Below are 16,305 nucleotides of genomic sequence, written 5' to 3'. Positions count from 1 at the left end.
GGGGCTCAGAGCTGGTGCCCCAGCTTGTACTCGCCCCGCTTCCACGCGGGCAGGTCCTCGCCCTCGCGGGTGTAGGAGAAGCCGTCGGCGCCGATCGTCACCGCCATCTCCGAGGAGTCGGTGCGGGCCACGACGGGCTGCGGGACGCCGTCCAGGTCCAGCACGAGCGACGCCTCCGTGTACCAGGACGGCACGACGGGGTTGCCCCACCAGTCGCGGCGCTGGTTGTCGTGCACGTCCCAGGTGACCACGGGGTTGTCGGGGTCGCCGGTCCAGTAGTCCTGCGTGTACAGCTCGACGCGGTGCCCGTCCGGGTCGCGCAGGTACAGGTAGAACGCGTTCGAGACCCCGTGCCGGCCCGGTCCGCGCTCGATGTGGTCCGACAGGCGCAGCGCGCCGAGCTTGTCGCACACGGCGAGGATGTTGTGCTTCTCGTGCGCGGCGAACGCGACGTGGTGCATGCGGGGGCCGTCGCCGCCGGTCATGGCGGTGTCGTGCACGGTCGGCTTGCGCCGCAGCCACGCGGCGTACCGGGTGCCGGCGTCGTCCTGGATGTCCTCCGTGACACGGAACCCGAGGCTCTCCATGAACCCCACCGCGCGCGGCACGTCCGGCGTCACCTGGTTGAAGTGGTCCAGCCGGGCGAGGGCGCCCGGCGTGTGCCGGTCGTACCGCCAGGTGAGCCGCTCGACGTGGGTGACGTCGTGGAAGAACTCGTACGGGAACCCCAGCGGGTCCGTCACCCGCACCGAGTCCCCGACCCCCTTCGCGAAGCCCTCCGCCCGCCGCTCCACCCGGCACCCGAGCTCCCGGTAGAACGCGACCGCCCGGTCGAGGTCCTCGGGGCCGCGCACCCGGTAGGAGAACGCTGCCGCCGCGGGCACGTCGCCCTGTCGCAGCACCAGGTTGTGGTGGATGAACTCGTCGAGGGTCCGCAGGTAGACAGCGTCGCCGTCCTCCTCGGTCACGACGAGGTCCAGCACGTTCACGTAGAAGTCCCGCGACGCGGCGAGGTCCGTCACGACCAGCTCCATGGACGCGCACCGCACGATGTCCGGCGGCGGCACGGAGGGCGCCGGGATCTCGCCGGCGACGGCGGCCGTGGTCGGGTCGGTCATGTCAGGCTCCCTTGCCGAACGTCGGGGTGTGGGCGGTGCCCAGCGCGACGTGCACCGCCTGCTGCTGGGTGTAGAAGTCGATCGAGCGGTAGCCGCCCTCGTGGCCGAGGCCGGACGCCTTCACCCCGCCGAACGGGGTGCGCAGGTCTCGCACGTTGTTCGAGTTGAGCCACACCATCCCGGCCTCCACGCCGTGCGAGAAGTTGTGCGCGCGCTTCAGGTCGTTGGTCCACACGTAGGCGGCCAGGCCGTACTTCACCCCGTTGGCCAGGGCGAGCGCCTCGTCCTCGGTGTCGAACGGCGTGATCGCCACGACCGGCCCGAAGATCTCCTCGGTGAAGATCCGGGCGTCGGGCGGCACGTCCGCGAACACCGTCGGCGCCACGTAGTTCCCCGCCGCCAGCCGCGCGGGCAGCCCTTCCGGCCGGCCCCCGCCCGCCACGAGCCGCCCCTCGGACCTCCCGAGCTCCACGTACGACATCACCTTCTCGTAGTGCTCGGGGTGCACCAGCGCTCCGACCTCGGTCGCGGGGTCGGCAGGGTCCCCGACCACCACGCGCCCGGCCTGCGCCGCGTACCGCTCGACGAACTCGTCGTACACGGCGCGCTCCACGAGGATCCGGCTCCCGGCCGTGCAGCGCTCCCCGTTGAGGGAGAACACGCCGAAGACGCAGGCGTCGATCGCGGCGTCCAGGTCGGCGTCGGCGAACACGACCGCGGGCGACTTGCCGCCCAGCTCCATCGACAGCCCCTTGAGGTGCGGCGCGGCGTTGGCGAAGATCGTCTGCCCCGTGCGTGACTCCCCCGTGAACGAGATCAGCGGCACGTCCGGGTGCTTCACCAGCGCGTCGCCCGCCTCCTCACCGAGGCCGTTGACCAGGTTGAACACGCCGTCGGGCAGCCCGGCCCCCGCGAAGATCCCCGCCCACAGCGACGCCGACAGCGGCGTGAACTCCGCCGGCTTGAGCACGACGGTGTTGCCGGTCGCGAGCGCCGGCGCGAGCTTCCAGGACTCCAGCATGAACGGCGTGTTCCACGGCGTGATGAGCCCGGCCACGCCGATCGGCTTGCGGTTCACGTAGTTGATCTGACGGCCGGGCACCTTGTAGGCGTCGTCGGCCTGCGCGACGATCAGGTCCGCGAAGAACCGGAAGTTCTCGGCGGCCCGTCGCGCCTGGCCGAGTGCCTGCGTGATCGGCAGCCCCGAGTCGAAGCTCTCCAGCTCGGCGAGCCGTTCGTCGCGGGACTCGACGATGTCGGCGATCCGGTGCAGCACCCGGGCCCGCTCGCGCGGCACCAGGCGCGGCCACGGCCCGTCGGTGAAGGCGTCGCGGGCGGCGGCGACGGCCAGGTCGACGTCCGCCTGCTTCCCGGACGCGGCGGTCAGGTAGACCTGGTTGGTCACAGGGTCGAGGACGTCGAACGTGCCGCCGTCCGCCGAGTCGGCGAGCCTGCCGCCGATGTAGTGCTGGATCCGTGCGGGCAGGTCGGCCGGGGCCGGCCGCCGCGCCACGGCCGGGCTGCTCTCCTGTGCTGTGCTCATCGCTTCTCCTTGAGGTGCGAGGCCGGCTGCCGTGCGGCTGCCCCAGGCCTCGGCTCGCTGCGTGTCGTCGACCCGGGGTCCCGAGCCGAGCGCGTCGTCGAACGGCACGTCGCCCGCCACGACGGTGGTGACGAGGCGGCCCGACGACGGTGCGGCGGGCGCGGTCCCGGGCGCGCCGCCGGGCACGACGTCGACCTCCACCTCGACCACGTCGCCGGGCCCGATCACGCTCGACCCGGCCGGCGTGCCGGTGAGGATCACGTCCCCGACCTCCAGGGTGAGGTGCTGCGAGAGGTCGGCGACGAGCTGCGGGAGCGGGAACAGCAGCCGGCCCGGCGCGGTGGTGTCCTCCTGCGCGAGCTCCCCGTTGACCCAGGTCCGCACGCGCAGGGCGGCGGGGTCGACGTCGCGCGCGTCGATGATCTCCGGGCCGAGCGGCGTGTAGCCGTCACGCCCCTTGGACCGCAGGTTGGAGCCCTTGTCGGCCCAGCGCAGGTCGTAGACGCCGAGGTCGTTCGCGGCGGTCACGCCCGCGACGTGGTCCCACGCCCGCGCGGCGCTCACGTGCCGCGCCGGGGTGCCGATCAGGAGCGCGATCTCGCCCTCGAAGGCGAGCAGCTCGGTCCCGGCGGGGCGCTCGACGTCGGCCCCGGACGACGCCAGCGAGCTGGCGGGCTTGAGGAAGTACGACGGCGCCTCGGGCCGCCGCCCGCGCTGCTCGGCCCGTGACACGTAGGACAGGTGGACCGCGATCACTTTCCCGGGCCGCACCCCGGCCGCCCGCTGCGTTTCGCTGCTCATGAGCCCCTTCGCTCGCCACGCTCTCTTTCGTTCGTATCTGAGATCGTATATGTTCCGGTGGTGGGCGGCAACGATGCCCCGGCCGACACCGGCGTCGAGCGGAGAAGGGGACCTGATGCAGTTCCACCATCACGGATACGTGACCTCCGACCCGCGGACCAGCCCCGCGGCGGGCACCGGGGTCGACCGTCCGGACGAGCTGCCCGCGGAGGTGGACGTCCTGATCGTGGGCAGCGGCCCGGCCGGGATGATCGCCGCCGCACAGCTCGCGCAGTTCCCCGGGATCACGACGCGCGTCGTCGAGCGGCGGCCGGGCCGCCTCGAGATGGGCCAGGCCGACGGCATCCAGGCACGCAGCGTCGAGACCTTCCAGGCGTTCGGGTTCGCGGACCGGATCACCGCCGAGGCCTACCGCATCACCGAGATGGCGTTCTGGAAGCCGGACCCGGACCGCCCGGAGCACATCGTCCGCACCGCCCGCGTGCCCGACGACCCGCACGGCATCAGCGAGTTCCCCCACCTCATCGTGAACCAGGCGCGCGTCCTGGACTACTTCGCCGAGGTCGCGGCCGGCTCCCCCGCCCGGCTCACGCCGGACCACGGCTGGGAGCTCGTGGACCTCACGGTGGACGACGCCGGGGACGGGCCCGCACCGGGGACCGCCGTCGGCCCGGAGCACCCCGTCACGGTCCGGCTCCGCCGCACGGCCGGACCCGGGAAGGGCACGGAGCGCGCCGTGCGCGCCAGGTTCGTGCTCGGGGCCGACGGCGCCCGCAGCGCCGTGCGCGAGGCGATCGGCCGCGAGCTCTCCGGCGACCAGGCCAACCACGCCTGGGGCGTGATCGACGTCCTCGCGGTGACCGACTTCCCCGACGTGCGGACCAAGTGCGCCATCCAGTCGCACGACGGCGGCAGCATCCTCCTCATCCCCCGCGAGGGCGGGTTCCTGTGCCGGTGGTACGTGGACCTCGGCGCCGTGCCCGAGGACGACGACGGCGCCGTCCGCGCGACGCCCGTCGCGCAGATCGTGGAGCACGCGAACCGCATCCTGCACCCCTACACGCTCGACGTGAAGGACGTGCCCTGGCACAGCGTCTACGAGGTGGGCCACCGCCTCACCGACAAGTTCGACGACGTGCCCGCCGAGCTCACCGGCACCCGCACGCCGCGCGTGTTCATCGCCGGCGACGCCTGCCACACGCACAGCGCCAAGGCCGGGCAGGGCATGAACGTGTCGATGCAGGACGGCTGGAACATCGCGTGGAAGCTCGGGCACGTGCTGACCGGGCGCGCGCCCGCCGCCCTGCTGGACACCTATTCGGCCGAGCGGCAGGTGGTGGCGCGGAACCTCATCGATTTCGACCGCGAGTGGTCCACGCTCATGGCGGCCCGGCCGGAGGACCTGCCGGAGCCGTCGTACCTGGAGGACTTCTACGTGCAGACCACGGAGTTCCTCTTCGGGTTCCGCACGGAGTACGAGGAGTCGATGGCCGTGGGGTCCGCGGAGCACCAGGGGCTGGCGACGGGGTTCACGGTCGGGAAGCGGTTCAGGTCCGCGCCGGTGACGCGGGTCGCCGACGGGAACCCGGTGCACCTCGGGCACCACGCCCGCGCCGACGGCCGGTGGCGCGTGTACGCGTTCGCCGACGACGGCGGTGCGGGCGACGGCGCGGACGCCCCCGTGCTCGAGGACTGGGCGCGATGGCTGTCGACGGCGCCGGACTCACCGCTCGTGCGGTACACGCCCGCGGGGGCCGACCCGGACGCCGTCCTCGAGGCCAAGGTGATCTACCAGCGGGACCACACCCGGGTGGAGGTGGACGACGTCCCCGCGGCCTTCCTGCCGCGCGTGGGACCGTTCGGCCTGGTCGACTACGAGAAGGCGTACGCCGCCGACCCGGCGCACGACATCTTCGCCGCGCGCGGGATCGACCGCGGCGGCGCCGTCGTCGTCGTCCGACCCGACCAGTACGTCGCGGCCGTGCTCCCGCTCGGCGCGACGACGGAGCTGGCGGGCCTCTTCGCACGGGTCCTGCTGCCACCGGCGTGAGGTGCGGGCGCGCGGACCCGCGGGCGCGGCGTCAGGGCGTCAGGTCGTGCCCGCCATCATCTGGACGACCAGCGCGTCACCGTCCTCCTCGAGGACGTTCACGTCGAGGAAGTGCGCGTCCGCGGACTTCTCCTGCGTGAGGTCGACCTGGACGCAGGAGAGCGCCTCGGCACCGCAGCCGCCCGCGAGCTCCGGCGATCCGGGCAGCTCGGCCAGCCACTCCTCGAGCGCCGCCCGCGACGTGCGGATCTCGCCCGTGACGAACCAGTCCTGGAAGCCGCCGAACTCGCACGGGCCCCCGGTGGCGCCGTCGGGCAGCGCGTCCTGGCCCACCGCCGTCGCGAGCTCCGTGCAGTCCACGTGCTCCGGCCGGCCCGCGTCGGCGAACCACCACCCGGCCAGCACCAGGAGGACGCCGTACAGGACCACCATGACCGCCACGACGATCCCGGCGATCAGCGCCCCGAGACGCCAGCCGCGCAACCTCCCGCGGGCCACCGCTCTCTCGTGCTGCACGCTCTCGGTCGGCACGTCGAGTCCTCCCATGGCTCGTCGAACGACCCCATGATGCCGAGACCCGCGTCCAGAAGCCAGGAAATGCCGGAATTGCTCAGGGCGACGGGGCGGGCTCGCGCCGCGCGGTCCGGCGCCCGGCCAGCGGGATCTCCCAGCGGTAGCGCAGCGACAGCATCCGCAGCGCGAACACCAGCACCGCGATGCCCAGCCCCGTGCCGGGATTCATCCAGCCGAGCGACGCCGCCCCGCTGGTCAGGCCCGCACCGAGCAGCGCCGCGATGGCGTAGAGGCCGCGCGGGTGGAACAGCTGGGGGTCCTCGTTGGCCACGACGTCGCGGATGACGCCGCCACCGACGGCACTGATGAGCCCCAGGATCGCCGCCGCGACCGGGTTCAGCCCGGCCGCCAGCGCGATCCGCGTGCCGCTGATGCAGAACAGGGCCATGCCGGCGGCGTCGAACACGGTCAGCGCGTTGCGGTAGCGGTGCTCGCTGGCGGCGAACCGGTACACGAGGACCGTCGCGAGCACCGGCGGCAGCAGGTAGACCGGCGACGCGAAGGCGAGAGGGACGCCCTGGGAGATGATGAGGTCGCGCAGGATCCCGCCGCCCAGGCCCACGCAGGTGCCGAGCATCAGGGACCCGACGATGTCGAAGCGCCGGCGGGCGGCAAGCAGCGAGCCCGACATCGCGAAGAAGAAGACGCCCACCAGGTCCATGGCGAGCTCCACCCAGGTCACGGTCACTCCTCTCGGCGCAGGAACGGCCGGGTCCGCGGCCCCTACGATGCTAGGTCGCGCCGTACCGCGGCAGAACCCCGATCCGGTGTCACGCTCGTCACCCCGCCGCCGGTGCCGATGTAAGGGATTCGCCCAATGGCGCACGCGGTACGGCCCGCCCTAGGGTGACTTTCACTTACTGGCCGGTCACCTGCTCTCGGCAGGCGGCCCCGGCCACCATGGCCGAAGCACCGTGCGGCCGGCACGGCCACCGTCGTCCATGCCGACACCTGCCAAGGGAGAGAGCCCGATGCGCGTCACCCCACGCAATCGCGCCATAGCCACCGTCGTCACCTCCGTGTCCGCCGTCGCCCTCGCCGCCACGGGCGCGGTGGCGATCGTGACCTCGGCCAACGCGGCCGACACCCCCGATCCCGCCGACGACGTCGTCGCCGCCGCGGAGTTCGAGCCCACCGCCGAACAGCTCGTCTGGTCCGACGAGTTCGACGGTCCCGACGGGACCGCGCCGAGCTCCGCCAACTGGACCCACGAGCTCGGCGACCACGGCTGGGGCAACGGCGAGCTGCAGAACTACGTCGACAACCGCCAGAACTCCGCGCTCGACGGCAACGGCAACCTCGTCATCACCGCCCGCCAGAACGGCGGCGGCTACACCTCGGCCCGCCTGGTGACGAAGAACAAGGTCCAGCCGCAGTACGGCCACATCGAGGCGCGCATCCAGATCCCCCGAGGCCAGGGCATCTGGCCGGCCTTCTGGATGCTCGGCGGGAACTTCCCGGACGTGCAGTGGCCCGACTCCGGCGAGATCGACATCATGGAGAACGTCGGCTACGAGCCCCACCTCGTGCACGGCACCCTGCACGGCCCGGGCTACTCGGGCGGCGGCGGTGTCGGCGGCGCCTACCAGCACCCGCAGGGCTGGTCGTTCGCGGACGACTTCCACACCTTCGCGATCGACTGGGCGCCGGACCGGATCACCTGGTCGGTCGACGGCAACGCCTACATGACCAAGACCCCCGCGGACGTCCCGGGCAGCTGGGTCTACAACCAGCAGTTCTTCATGATCCTCAACGTGGCGGTCGGCGGCGAGTGGCCCGGCTACCCCGACGGGACCACCCAGTTCCCGCAGCGGATGCTCGTCGACTACGTCCGCGTCTACGACAGCACTGACGGCGGTGGCGGTGGCGGCAACGGCCAGACCGGCACGGTCACCACGAGCAACGGCATGTGCCTCGACGTCGCGGGCGCGGGCACGGCCGACGGCACACCCGTCCAGCTCGCGTGGTGCAACGGCAACGCGGCACAGAGCTGGACGTTCGCCGCCGACGGTTCGGTGCGCGCGCTCGGCAAGTGCCTCGACGTCGCGGGCGGCGCCACCGCACCGGGCACGCGCGTCCAGCTCTGGACCTGCAACGGCACGGGCGCCCAGCAGTGGACCGGCTCCGGCGGCGCGCTGCGCAACCCGCAGTCGGACCTCTGCCTGCAGCCCGTGGGCCGGGCGCAGAACGACGGCGTCCGCACCGAGATCGCGGGCTGCGACGGCAGCAACGTCCAGACCTGGAGCCTGCCGTCCTGACGGCTCCCCCGGTCGGACCACACGACGTCGGACCACACGGCACCTGACCGCACACCCCTCCGCGAAGGCCCGTGGCGACCCACCGCCACGGGCCTTCGCGCCCTTCCGTCCCGGGGCCGCGGTCTGCCACGATGCGGGCTGGGGTCAACTATGCATTTCACCCCCTTGTGCCTGGCGGCACCCGCTCGTAGGGTGAAGTTACTTTCCGGACAGTGACATTTTCCGGGACCGCACATCGATCGCCTCGGTGTCGCCGGCGGGCGCTGTCCGCACGGCCGGTGACACCTCACTGCAAGGGAGCAGCCATGCGAGGATCCCCCCGTTCACGAGCCACCCTGGCCGTCGCAGCCGGCGTGTCCGCCGTCGCCCTGCTGGGCACGGGCGCGGCGGCCGCGGCCGGTGCGGCGTCGTCCGACGACGCACCGGCCGACGACGGCGCCGGACAGCTCGCCCTCGTCTGGTCCGACGAGTTCGACGGCGCCGCCGGCACCGCCCCGGACCCCGACAGCTGGACCCACGAGCTCGGCGACCACGGCTGGGGCAACGGCGAGCTGCAGAACTACGTCGACAGCCGCGAGAACTCCGCGCTCGACGGCAACGGCAACCTCGTCATCACCGCCCGCCAGACCGACGGCGGCTACACCTCCGCCCGCATGACCACCCAGGACAAGGTGGAGCCCCGGTACGGCCGCATCGAGGCCCGCATCCAGATCCCCCGGGGCCAGGGCATCTGGCCGGCCTTCTGGATGCTCGGGTCGGAGTTCCCCGACACCGAGTGGCCCTCCTCCGGCGAGATCGACATCATGGAGAACGTGGGCCACGAGCCCCACCTCGTGCACGGCACCCTGCACGGCCCCGGCTACTCGGGCGGCGGCGGCATCGGCGCGTCCTACCAGCACCCGCAGGGCTGGTCGTTCGCGGACGACTTCCACACCTTCGCGATCGACTGGAACGCCGACGAGATCGTCTGGTCGGTCGACGGCGAGGTCTACCAGACCCGTACCCCCGCCGACGTCCCCGGCGAGTGGGTCTACAACCAGTCGTTCTTCATGATCCTCAACGTGGCGGTCGGCGGCGAGTGGCCGGGCCCGCCCGACGGGACGACCCAGTTCCCGCAGGAGATGGTCGTGGACTACGTCCGCGTCTACGACAGCGCCGGCTGAGCCGCGCCTGTCATGCGTCCGGGGCGCCGCGCGGTACGGTCGCGGACGTGACACCGACCGGCCGTGAGGCACCCCCGGGGACGCGCCGGGCGCGCGCCCGGCGTTCCCGCCGGGCCGCGACGGCGCTCGTGGTGCTCCTCGCGTGCGCGGGCTGCACGGGGACGGTCCGGCCGCCGGCCGGACCCGACCCCTCCTCGCCGCCGGCGGCCTCCGAGGCCGGCCCGTCCTCGCGGACCGCGCCGGACCGGGCGGTCCGGCGCGCGGGGAAGCCGGCGCGGTTCACCCTCGTGGCCGCCGGCGACGTCCTGCCGCACGACCCGCTGAACCAGAGTGCGGAGCAGGACGGCCGGTTCGAGTACACCCCGCTCCTGGCCGGGCTCGACCCCTGGGTGCAGGGGGCCGACCTGGCGCTGTGCCACCTGGAGGCGCCCGTCGCGCCAGCGGGCACCACGCCGAGCGGGTATCCGGCGTTCGGGGCGCCCGGACAGCTCGTACGGGACCTCGCGGAGCAGGGCTGGGACGGCTGCTCGACGGCGTCGAACCACTCGATGGACCGGGGCCTGGACGGCGTCGCCGCAACACTGGACGCGCTGGACGAGGCCGGGCTGGGGCACGCGGGCACCGCCCGCGACGCGAAGGAGAGCGCCCCGCAGCGCTACACCCTCGATCGCGGCGGGCGCTCGCTCACCGTCGCGCACCTGTCGGCCACCTACGGGCTCAACGGGCTCTCCGTCCCCGAGGACCGGCCGTGGTCGGTGAACCTCCTGGACGCGGACCGGATCGCGCGCCGGGCGGCGGCGGCGCGCGAGGCCGGCGCGCAGCTCGTGGTGGTGAGCATGCACGCCGGCACGGAGTACCAGGCCGCACCCACCGACGAGCAGCGGGCCGCCGTGCGCAAGCTGGCGGCCTCGCACGAGGTGGACCTGGTCGTCGGGCACCACGCCCACGTCCCCCAGCCCGTCGCGCGGGTCCGCGGCGGGCCCGGCGGCGCGGGGATGTGGGTGGCCTACGGGCTGGGGAACATGATCTCCAACCAGAGCGCGGAGTGCTGCGACCCGCGGACGTCGAACGGTGTGCTGATGACGGCCACCGTGACGCAGGAGCGTCCCGACGGTGCCGCCCGGGTCACGGGTGTGGAGTGGACCGCCACGACCGTCGACCGCGCGGCCGGGCACCGGCTGCGCCCCGTCACCGGCACGTCCGGCGACCCGGACCCCGGCACGCTGGACGACGCCGAGCTGCGCCGCAGGCACGACGCGGTGCGTGACGCCGTCGGCGGCACAGCCCCCGAACGGACGACGCCGCCCACCCCGACGGGCGACGCCCCCACCCTCTCGCGCTGAGGCCCGGCAGGAACGCCGCGCGTCGACCGGAGCTCACCCCACCCGCCCTTTCCGACGTGCATCTGCACCAGGACGTGGCAAACTCATGGTAAAGCGGATTCACCGCAACATGCCATTCCCGGAGAAATCGAAAGGGAACGGGCACGTTTTCCCCAGTCTTTGGCACGAGCAGCCTGATGGCCGGGGCACCGACCCGTCCGGCGGACGACGTCAGAGGTGGGAGATCGTATGCAGAGACAGACCGGCAACCCCTCGAGAACCGGGCTGCCGAGCCTCGCCCGCATTCCGCTGTCGCGGCGTGGCGCCCTCACCCTCGCCGGCGCGGCATCCCTGGCTGCCGCCGTGAGCACCCCGGCCGACGCCTGGGCCGCGGCACGGACCGCCGGCGGCATCACCCCGGTGGACGACTTCACCGACCTGCGCGACCGCTGGCTGAAGCACATCGTCGGCGACATCGGCACCGGGATCGCCCCGCCGCCGCTGACCGAGCTGGTCGCGCGCCTGTCGAAGTCGGCCGCGAGCGCCGTCAAGACCGCCGACCCGTGGCCGGACCCCGGCGGGGACATCTGGCCGAACCTGCCGATGGCCGGCTCCGACCCGGCGAACATCACCACCACGTACCGGCGGATCCTCAAGGTCGCCACCGCCTGGGCCACCCCCGGCACCGCGCAGTACGACGAGAAGGCCGTCGAGCAGGCCCTGCTCTCCTGGTACCGCCACATGACGCGGTACTGGTACCGCTCGGGCGGCACGCCCGTGGGGAACTGGTGGTTCTGGGAGATCGGGATCCCGCGCGTGCTCGGCGACCTGACGCTGATCCTCCAGGACGTGCTCTCCGACAACGACGTCGACCGGGCGACGGCCGCCATGCGGTACTTCACGCCGTACCCGAGCCGGATCGAGGCGAGCCGGCTCACGTCCACCGGCGCGAACCGGGCCGACAAGGTCCTGCACACCCTGCTGCGCGGGATCGCCTCGGGCTCGGCCACGGACATGGCGCGCGCCCGCTCCGGGCTCCTCGACCTGCCGCACGACGGGGCCGACAGCCTCTTCTCCCACGTCACGTCGGGCGACGGCTTCTACGCGGACGGCTCGTACCTCCACCACCTGCTGCTCCCCCAGGCCGGCACCTACGGCAAGGCGGCGCTGGCCGCCGTCGCGCCGGCCGTCATGCTGCTGGACGGCACCCGGTGGGCCGTCTCGACACACCTCATGCGGCCGATCCTGGACACCCCGAAGCACACGTTCGCGCCGTTCGTCTGGCAGGGACGCATGATGGAGACCGTGCGCGGCCGCGCCGTCGCGCGCGAGCACGAGCCCGACCACCGCGACGCCTCGGACACGGCGGAGGCGGTGATGCTGCTCGCCGAGTACGTCGGCGCGCCGTACCGCTCCCGGTTCCGGTCGCTGGCGAAGGGCTGGCTGTCCCGCTCCTCGGCGGAGTACCGCCCGACCACCCTGTCGGACTTCCGGCGCGCCCAGGCGCTGCTGAACGACCCGGGCGTGAAGCCGGCCCCGGAGGGCACCGGGCACGTGCAGTTCGGCGTGCAGGAACGGATGGTGCACCGGGGCAAGGGCTGGGCGTTCACCGTGGCGACGTCGTCGGCCCGGATCGGACGGTTCGGCTGGGGCAACGGCGAGAACCGGTACGGCTGGCACCAGGGCGACGGCGCCTCCTACCTGTACCTCGACAGCGACCCGGGGCAGTTCGCCGACGACTACTGGCCCACCGTGGACCCCTACCGTCTGCCGGGCACCACGGCCTCGCTCCGCGAGCGCGACCCCGGCCCGAGCCGGGGGACGCCCGTCCCGGCCGCGCGCAACCGCTGGGGCGGCGGAGTGGTGCTGTCGCGCCGCTGGGGCACCGCCGGGATGGACCTCACGAACGAGCTCGGCGACGTCCGGGGCAAGAAGTCGTGGTTCCTGCTCGGCAACTCCGTCATCGCCGTCGGGTCCGGGATCGTGGTCACCGGTCCCGGCGCGGAGACCACGGTCGAGAACCGGTCGTTCCCCGCGGGCGCCTCGCCCCGGTTCCAGGTGGACGGGAACCCGGTCGGCGTCGGCGACGTCACCGGCCTCGACGCGCCCCGGTGGGCGCATCTGGAGGGTGTCGCCGGATACGTCTTCCTCGGGACCTACGCCGCGCGGGCGTCGGTCCGGGAGCGCACCGGCGCGTGGTGGGACATCAACAGGGGCGGCGACACCGCGGGCTCCACCACCCCGCGCACGCGCACCTACGCCACCCTGTCGCTCACGCACCCGCGCGGCACGGGCGGAGACCGGTACGCCTACGTGATCCTCCCCCGTGCGTCCGTGTCCAAGACCCGCGCCCACGCCACGGGCAGCGCGACGCGGGTGCTGCGCGGCGACCCGCGCGCGCACGTCGTCCGCGCCACGCGCGGGAAGCGGTGGTTCCTCTTCGCCCACGTGTTCGAGCCGGTCGACGACGGCGTGGTGCAGGCCGACGCCCCCTGCGCGATCGTGGCCACGGGGACGGCCGACGTCGCCCGGATCGCGGTGTCGGACCCGACCAAGTCGGACGCACGCCCCTCGGTCCGCATCGTGACGCCCCGGGTGTACGACAGGGTCGTGTGGGCGAACTCGCGCCTCACGCCGGCCACGGACGGAGGCGTCGTCACCATCGACGCGGACCTCTCGGGGGCGCGGGGCGCCTCGTTCGAGCTCAGCCTGGCCCGGTGAGCGCCGGCGACGGGACTCACCCGGCGTCCGCGCCCGCCTCGACGACACGCTCGTTGATCTCGCGGACCGGGCCCGGGTCGACCTTCAGCTCCTTGCGGTCGTAGGTGTACAGGCCGTTGAGCTCGTTCTCCAGGTCGGTGATCTGGGTGTAGACGGAGCCCGACAGGTGCGTGCCCGCCTCGGCCAGGTAGAACTCCTCGGTGTTCTCGACGTACTTCGCCGTCAGCGCGGCCTTGTCCGCGACCCCGCTGTAGATGGCCGCCGGGGTGCCCGGCCACATGTGGCCGGGCGTGCGGAGGGTGAAGCCGCCGTGCTCGCCGTCGAACGCGATGCGCGTCGCGTCGGGGAACGGCGGGTCCTGGTTGGTGTAGTCGTGGTGGTCGATGACGTCGCCCGCGCCGGAGTCGCCCTGGGACGCGCAGCAGTTCACGCCGCTGTGGGCGCTGACGATGCGGTCGGGGTCGGCCGCCTTGACCTGCTCGGCGAGGGCGCCGGTGGCGTCCCGGTCCCACTCGCCCCAGCCCTCGTTGAACACGATCCAGCCGATCGTGGCGGGTGAGCTGGCGTGCTGCGCCATGATCCGCTCGCCCTCGCGGACGAACGCGTCCCGGCCCGCCTCCGTGTCGTAGGTGCCGGACACGAAGTCCTGCCACACCAGCAGCCCGAGCCGGTCCGCGTGGTAGAACCACCGGTCGGACTCGGCCTTGATGTGCTTGCGCACCGAGTTGTAGCCGAGCTCCTTGTGCGCCTCGAGGTCGAAGGCGAGCGCCTCGTCGCTGGGGGCCGTGTACAGCCCGTCGGGGAAAAAGCCCTGGTCGAGAGTGGCGAGGGAGAAGATCGGCGCACCGTTCAGGACGAGCTTCGGGTGTCCGCCGACCTGCTCGACGGCGATGGTGCGCAGCCCGGCGTAGCTCGCGACCTCGTCCGTGACGTCCCCGTCCGTGAGCTCGACGTCGACGTCGTACAGGTACGGGTCGTCCGGGCTCCACAGCCGCGGCTCGGCGACGTCGACCGTGAGGGTCTCGTTCGCGGGCCCGTCGGCCCGCCCCACCTGCGTCCCGTCGGCGTCGCGGACGACGGCGGCAGCGGTGGCCCCGTCCGACGCGTCGGCCGAGACGACCTCGACGTCCAGGGTCGCCGTCGCCGCACCGCCGCCGTCGGGGACGACGACGTGCGGGGTGAGCACGACGTCGTCGACGGCGACCTCCGGGACGGGCTCCATCCAGACGGTCTGCCAGATGCCGGACACCTGCGTGTAGAAGATGCCGCCCGGGTCGCGCGACTGCTTGCCCACGGGCTGCTCGGCGCCGGTGGTGTCGGTGACGGCGACGACGAGCTCCTGCGGGCCGGTGCCGGTCAGGGCGTCCGTCACGTCGGCGGAGAAAGCGGTGTAGCCGCCGGTGTGCTCGGCCACGAGCCGGCCGTTGACGTAGACGCGGGCCTCGTGGTCGACGGCGCCGAGATGCAGGCGCAGCCGCGAGCCGTCCCCGACGTCCCAGCCGGCGGGGACGGTGAAGGTGCGGCGGTACTGCATGTGGTCCTCGTGCCGCTCGATGCCCGAGAGCTGGGACTCGACGGCGAACGGCACCACGATCTCCTCGTCGAGGTCCTCGCCGAACACGGGCTCGGCGCCGTCGGCGACGCCCTCGAACTGCCAGGGGCCGTTGAGGTTCTTCCAGTCCTCGCGCTCCTGCTGCGGGCGCGGGTACTCGGGCAGCGGGTGCTCGCGGTCGAGGTCCTCGCCCCAGGTGGTGGTGAGGCGCTGGGTCGAGGAGTTGCCCGCGTGGCGCAGGATCTGCGGCACGGGCTCGCCGTCCTCGGCCAGCCCGCCGGCGCCGTCGTACTCGACCTTGATGCGCTGGCCGGCGAGGATCGTGTCCTCCAGGGCGACCAGGAGGCGGGTCGGGTCGTCCGGGTCGACGGTGGCGGAGGCGACGGGGTAGTCCGTCGTGTCGACCTCGACCGTGAGGCTCTCGGGTGCCGCGGGGCTGGTGACGTCCCCGGCGAGGTCGGCGACGAGGGTGCCGCCGTCCGCGGTGACGTCCAGGTCGAGGGGGTAGACCTCGAAGTCCTCGGGCGGCGTGAACGCCTCCAGGGGGACCGCCTGCTTCGCGATGCCGTCGGCCGACCAGCGCAGGTGCATGTTCGCACCGCCGTAGTCCTGGAACAGCTCGAAGCGGAACTCGTGCGGCTCGCCCGCGACCAGCTCGACGACGTCGCTGTGCTGCTCGTTGTCCCAGTCCTCCACCCAGTGGTCGATGACCGGCTCGCCGTCCAGGAACATCCGGAAGCCGTTGTCGCCGATGGCGTGGAAGGTGTACGACGCCGTCTCGGGCGCGGTCAGCGTCCCGGTCCAGCGGGCCGTGGTGTGCTCGCCCTGGCCGGTCAGCGAGGTGAAGGTGCCGACCAGGTCGTCGAAGTCGACGTTCGGGTCGAGGGTCGTGCCCCCGAGGGTGGCGAAGTCGCGCTCGCCGGGCGCGGACATGGCGAAGTACTCGCCCTGGAGCCCGTGGACGGCGGCGGGCTCCTGGGCGCCGGGGGCGGCGGGCGCGACGGCGGTCGCGGGTGTGGTGGCGCCGGCCAGTGCCAGCGCTGTCAGGCTGAGCGCGGCGAGCAGCGCGGGCGGACGTCGTCGTCTCACGGTGATGATCCCCTTCGGAGAGCGATCTCTTGTCGCCATAACCTCGCATTTCGGAGGAAATGTGTCAATGGTCCCTGATCGCGCGACGAGGAGCGCCCCGCCGGCTTGTACCGTG

10 protein-coding genes are annotated in these 16,305 nt (G+C 73.1%); 5 read left to right on the top strand and 5 right to left on the bottom strand.

The window, feature by feature from the left end:
* Positions 1-5: 5 nt before the first annotated feature.
* Both hpaD and hpaE read right to left on the bottom strand, forming a co-directional pair.
* Positions 6-1,118: a 3,4-dihydroxyphenylacetate 2,3-dioxygenase gene (gene hpaD, locus ACYU96_RS09500; protein WP_460752165.1), complete on the bottom strand. Its 1,113-nt coding sequence runs from the start codon at positions 1,116-1,118 to the stop codon at positions 6-8.
* Between the two features lies 1 nt (position 1,119).
* Entirely contained in the window at positions 1,120-3,462 is a 2,343-nt protein-coding gene (hpaE, locus tag ACYU96_RS09495; RefSeq protein WP_460752162.1) for a 5-carboxymethyl-2-hydroxymuconate semialdehyde dehydrogenase, read from the bottom strand.
* A gap of 115 nt (positions 3,463-3,577) precedes the next feature.
* Here hpaE and ACYU96_RS09490 point away from each other — a divergent pair, with 115 nt between their 5' ends.
* On the top strand, positions 3,578-5,512 hold the full coding sequence (locus tag ACYU96_RS09490) for an FAD-binding monooxygenase (RefSeq protein ID WP_460752159.1): 1,935 nt from the start codon (positions 3,578-3,580) through the stop codon (positions 5,510-5,512).
* A gap of 39 nt (positions 5,513-5,551) precedes the next feature.
* Here ACYU96_RS09490 and ACYU96_RS09485 read toward each other — a convergent pair whose 3' ends face one another.
* Together ACYU96_RS09485 and ACYU96_RS09480 are read right to left on the bottom strand one after the other, a co-directional pair.
* On the bottom strand, positions 5,552-6,043 hold the full coding sequence (locus ACYU96_RS09485; RefSeq protein ID WP_460752156.1) for a hypothetical protein: 492 nt from the start codon (positions 6,041-6,043) through the stop codon (positions 5,552-5,554).
* 79 nt (positions 6,044-6,122) lie between these two features.
* Positions 6,123-6,767 (bottom strand): trimeric intracellular cation channel family protein, encoded by a 645-nt coding sequence (locus ACYU96_RS09480; protein WP_460752154.1) that lies wholly within the window; start codon positions 6,765-6,767, stop codon positions 6,123-6,125.
* A gap of 289 nt (positions 6,768-7,056) precedes the next feature.
* On the opposite strand from ACYU96_RS09480, the gene ACYU96_RS09475 reads away from it, so the two are divergent.
* The 4 genes from ACYU96_RS09475 to ACYU96_RS09460 all read left to right on the top strand — a co-directional run bounded on the left by ACYU96_RS09475 (position 7,057) and on the right by ACYU96_RS09460 (position 13,549).
* Complete coding sequence (locus ACYU96_RS09475) at positions 7,057-8,343, top strand: family 16 glycosylhydrolase (protein ID WP_460752151.1); 1,287 nt, start codon at positions 7,057-7,059, stop codon at positions 8,341-8,343.
* 305 nt (positions 8,344-8,648) lie between these two features.
* On the top strand, positions 8,649-9,506 hold the full coding sequence (locus ACYU96_RS09470; RefSeq protein ID WP_460752149.1) for a glycoside hydrolase family 16 protein: 858 nt from the start codon (positions 8,649-8,651) through the stop codon (positions 9,504-9,506).
* A gap of 47 nt (positions 9,507-9,553) precedes the next feature.
* Positions 9,554-10,849: a CapA family protein gene (locus ACYU96_RS09465; RefSeq protein WP_460752146.1), complete on the top strand. Its 1,296-nt coding sequence runs from the start codon at positions 9,554-9,556 to the stop codon at positions 10,847-10,849.
* A gap of 228 nt (positions 10,850-11,077) precedes the next feature.
* Positions 11,078-13,549 carry a polysaccharide lyase 8 family protein gene (locus ACYU96_RS09460; protein ID WP_460752144.1) on the top strand — a complete coding sequence of 824 codons (2,472 nt, stop codon included), beginning with the start codon at positions 11,078-11,080 and terminating at the stop codon, positions 13,547-13,549.
* Positions 13,550-13,565: 16 nt separating this feature from the next.
* Here ACYU96_RS09460 and ACYU96_RS09455 read toward each other — a convergent pair whose 3' ends face one another.
* Positions 13,566-16,190, bottom strand: a complete 2,625-nt coding sequence (locus ACYU96_RS09455; RefSeq protein ID WP_460752141.1) for a PA14 domain-containing protein — start codon at positions 16,188-16,190, stop codon at positions 13,566-13,568.
* Positions 16,191-16,305 lie beyond the last annotated feature (115 nt).

It is taken from the genome of Myceligenerans cantabricum, assembly GCF_054777735.1.
The sequence above is the reverse complement of the archived record's forward strand: the minus strand, read 5'-3'. Positions and strand labels throughout refer to the sequence as shown.

Coding starts and splice junctions, on each gene's coding strand:
- ACYU96_RS09460 (WP_460752144.1), top strand. CDS start 11,078: ATGCAGAGACAGACCGGCAACCCCTCGAGAACCGGGCTGCCGAGCCTC.
- ACYU96_RS09470 (WP_460752149.1), top strand. CDS start 8,649: ATGCGAGGATCCCCCCGTTCACGAGCCACCCTGGCCGTCGCAGCCGGC.
- ACYU96_RS09490 (WP_460752159.1), top strand. CDS start 3,578: ATGCAGTTCCACCATCACGGATACGTGACCTCCGACCCGCGGACCAGC.
- hpaE (WP_460752162.1), bottom strand. CDS start 3,462: ATGAGCAGCGAAACGCAGCGGGCGGCCGGGGTGCGGCCCGGGAAAGTG.
- hpaD (WP_460752165.1), bottom strand. CDS start 1,118: ATGACCGACCCGACCACGGCCGCCGTCGCCGGCGAGATCCCGGCGCCC.
- ACYU96_RS09475 (WP_460752151.1), top strand. CDS start 7,057: ATGCGCGTCACCCCACGCAATCGCGCCATAGCCACCGTCGTCACCTCC.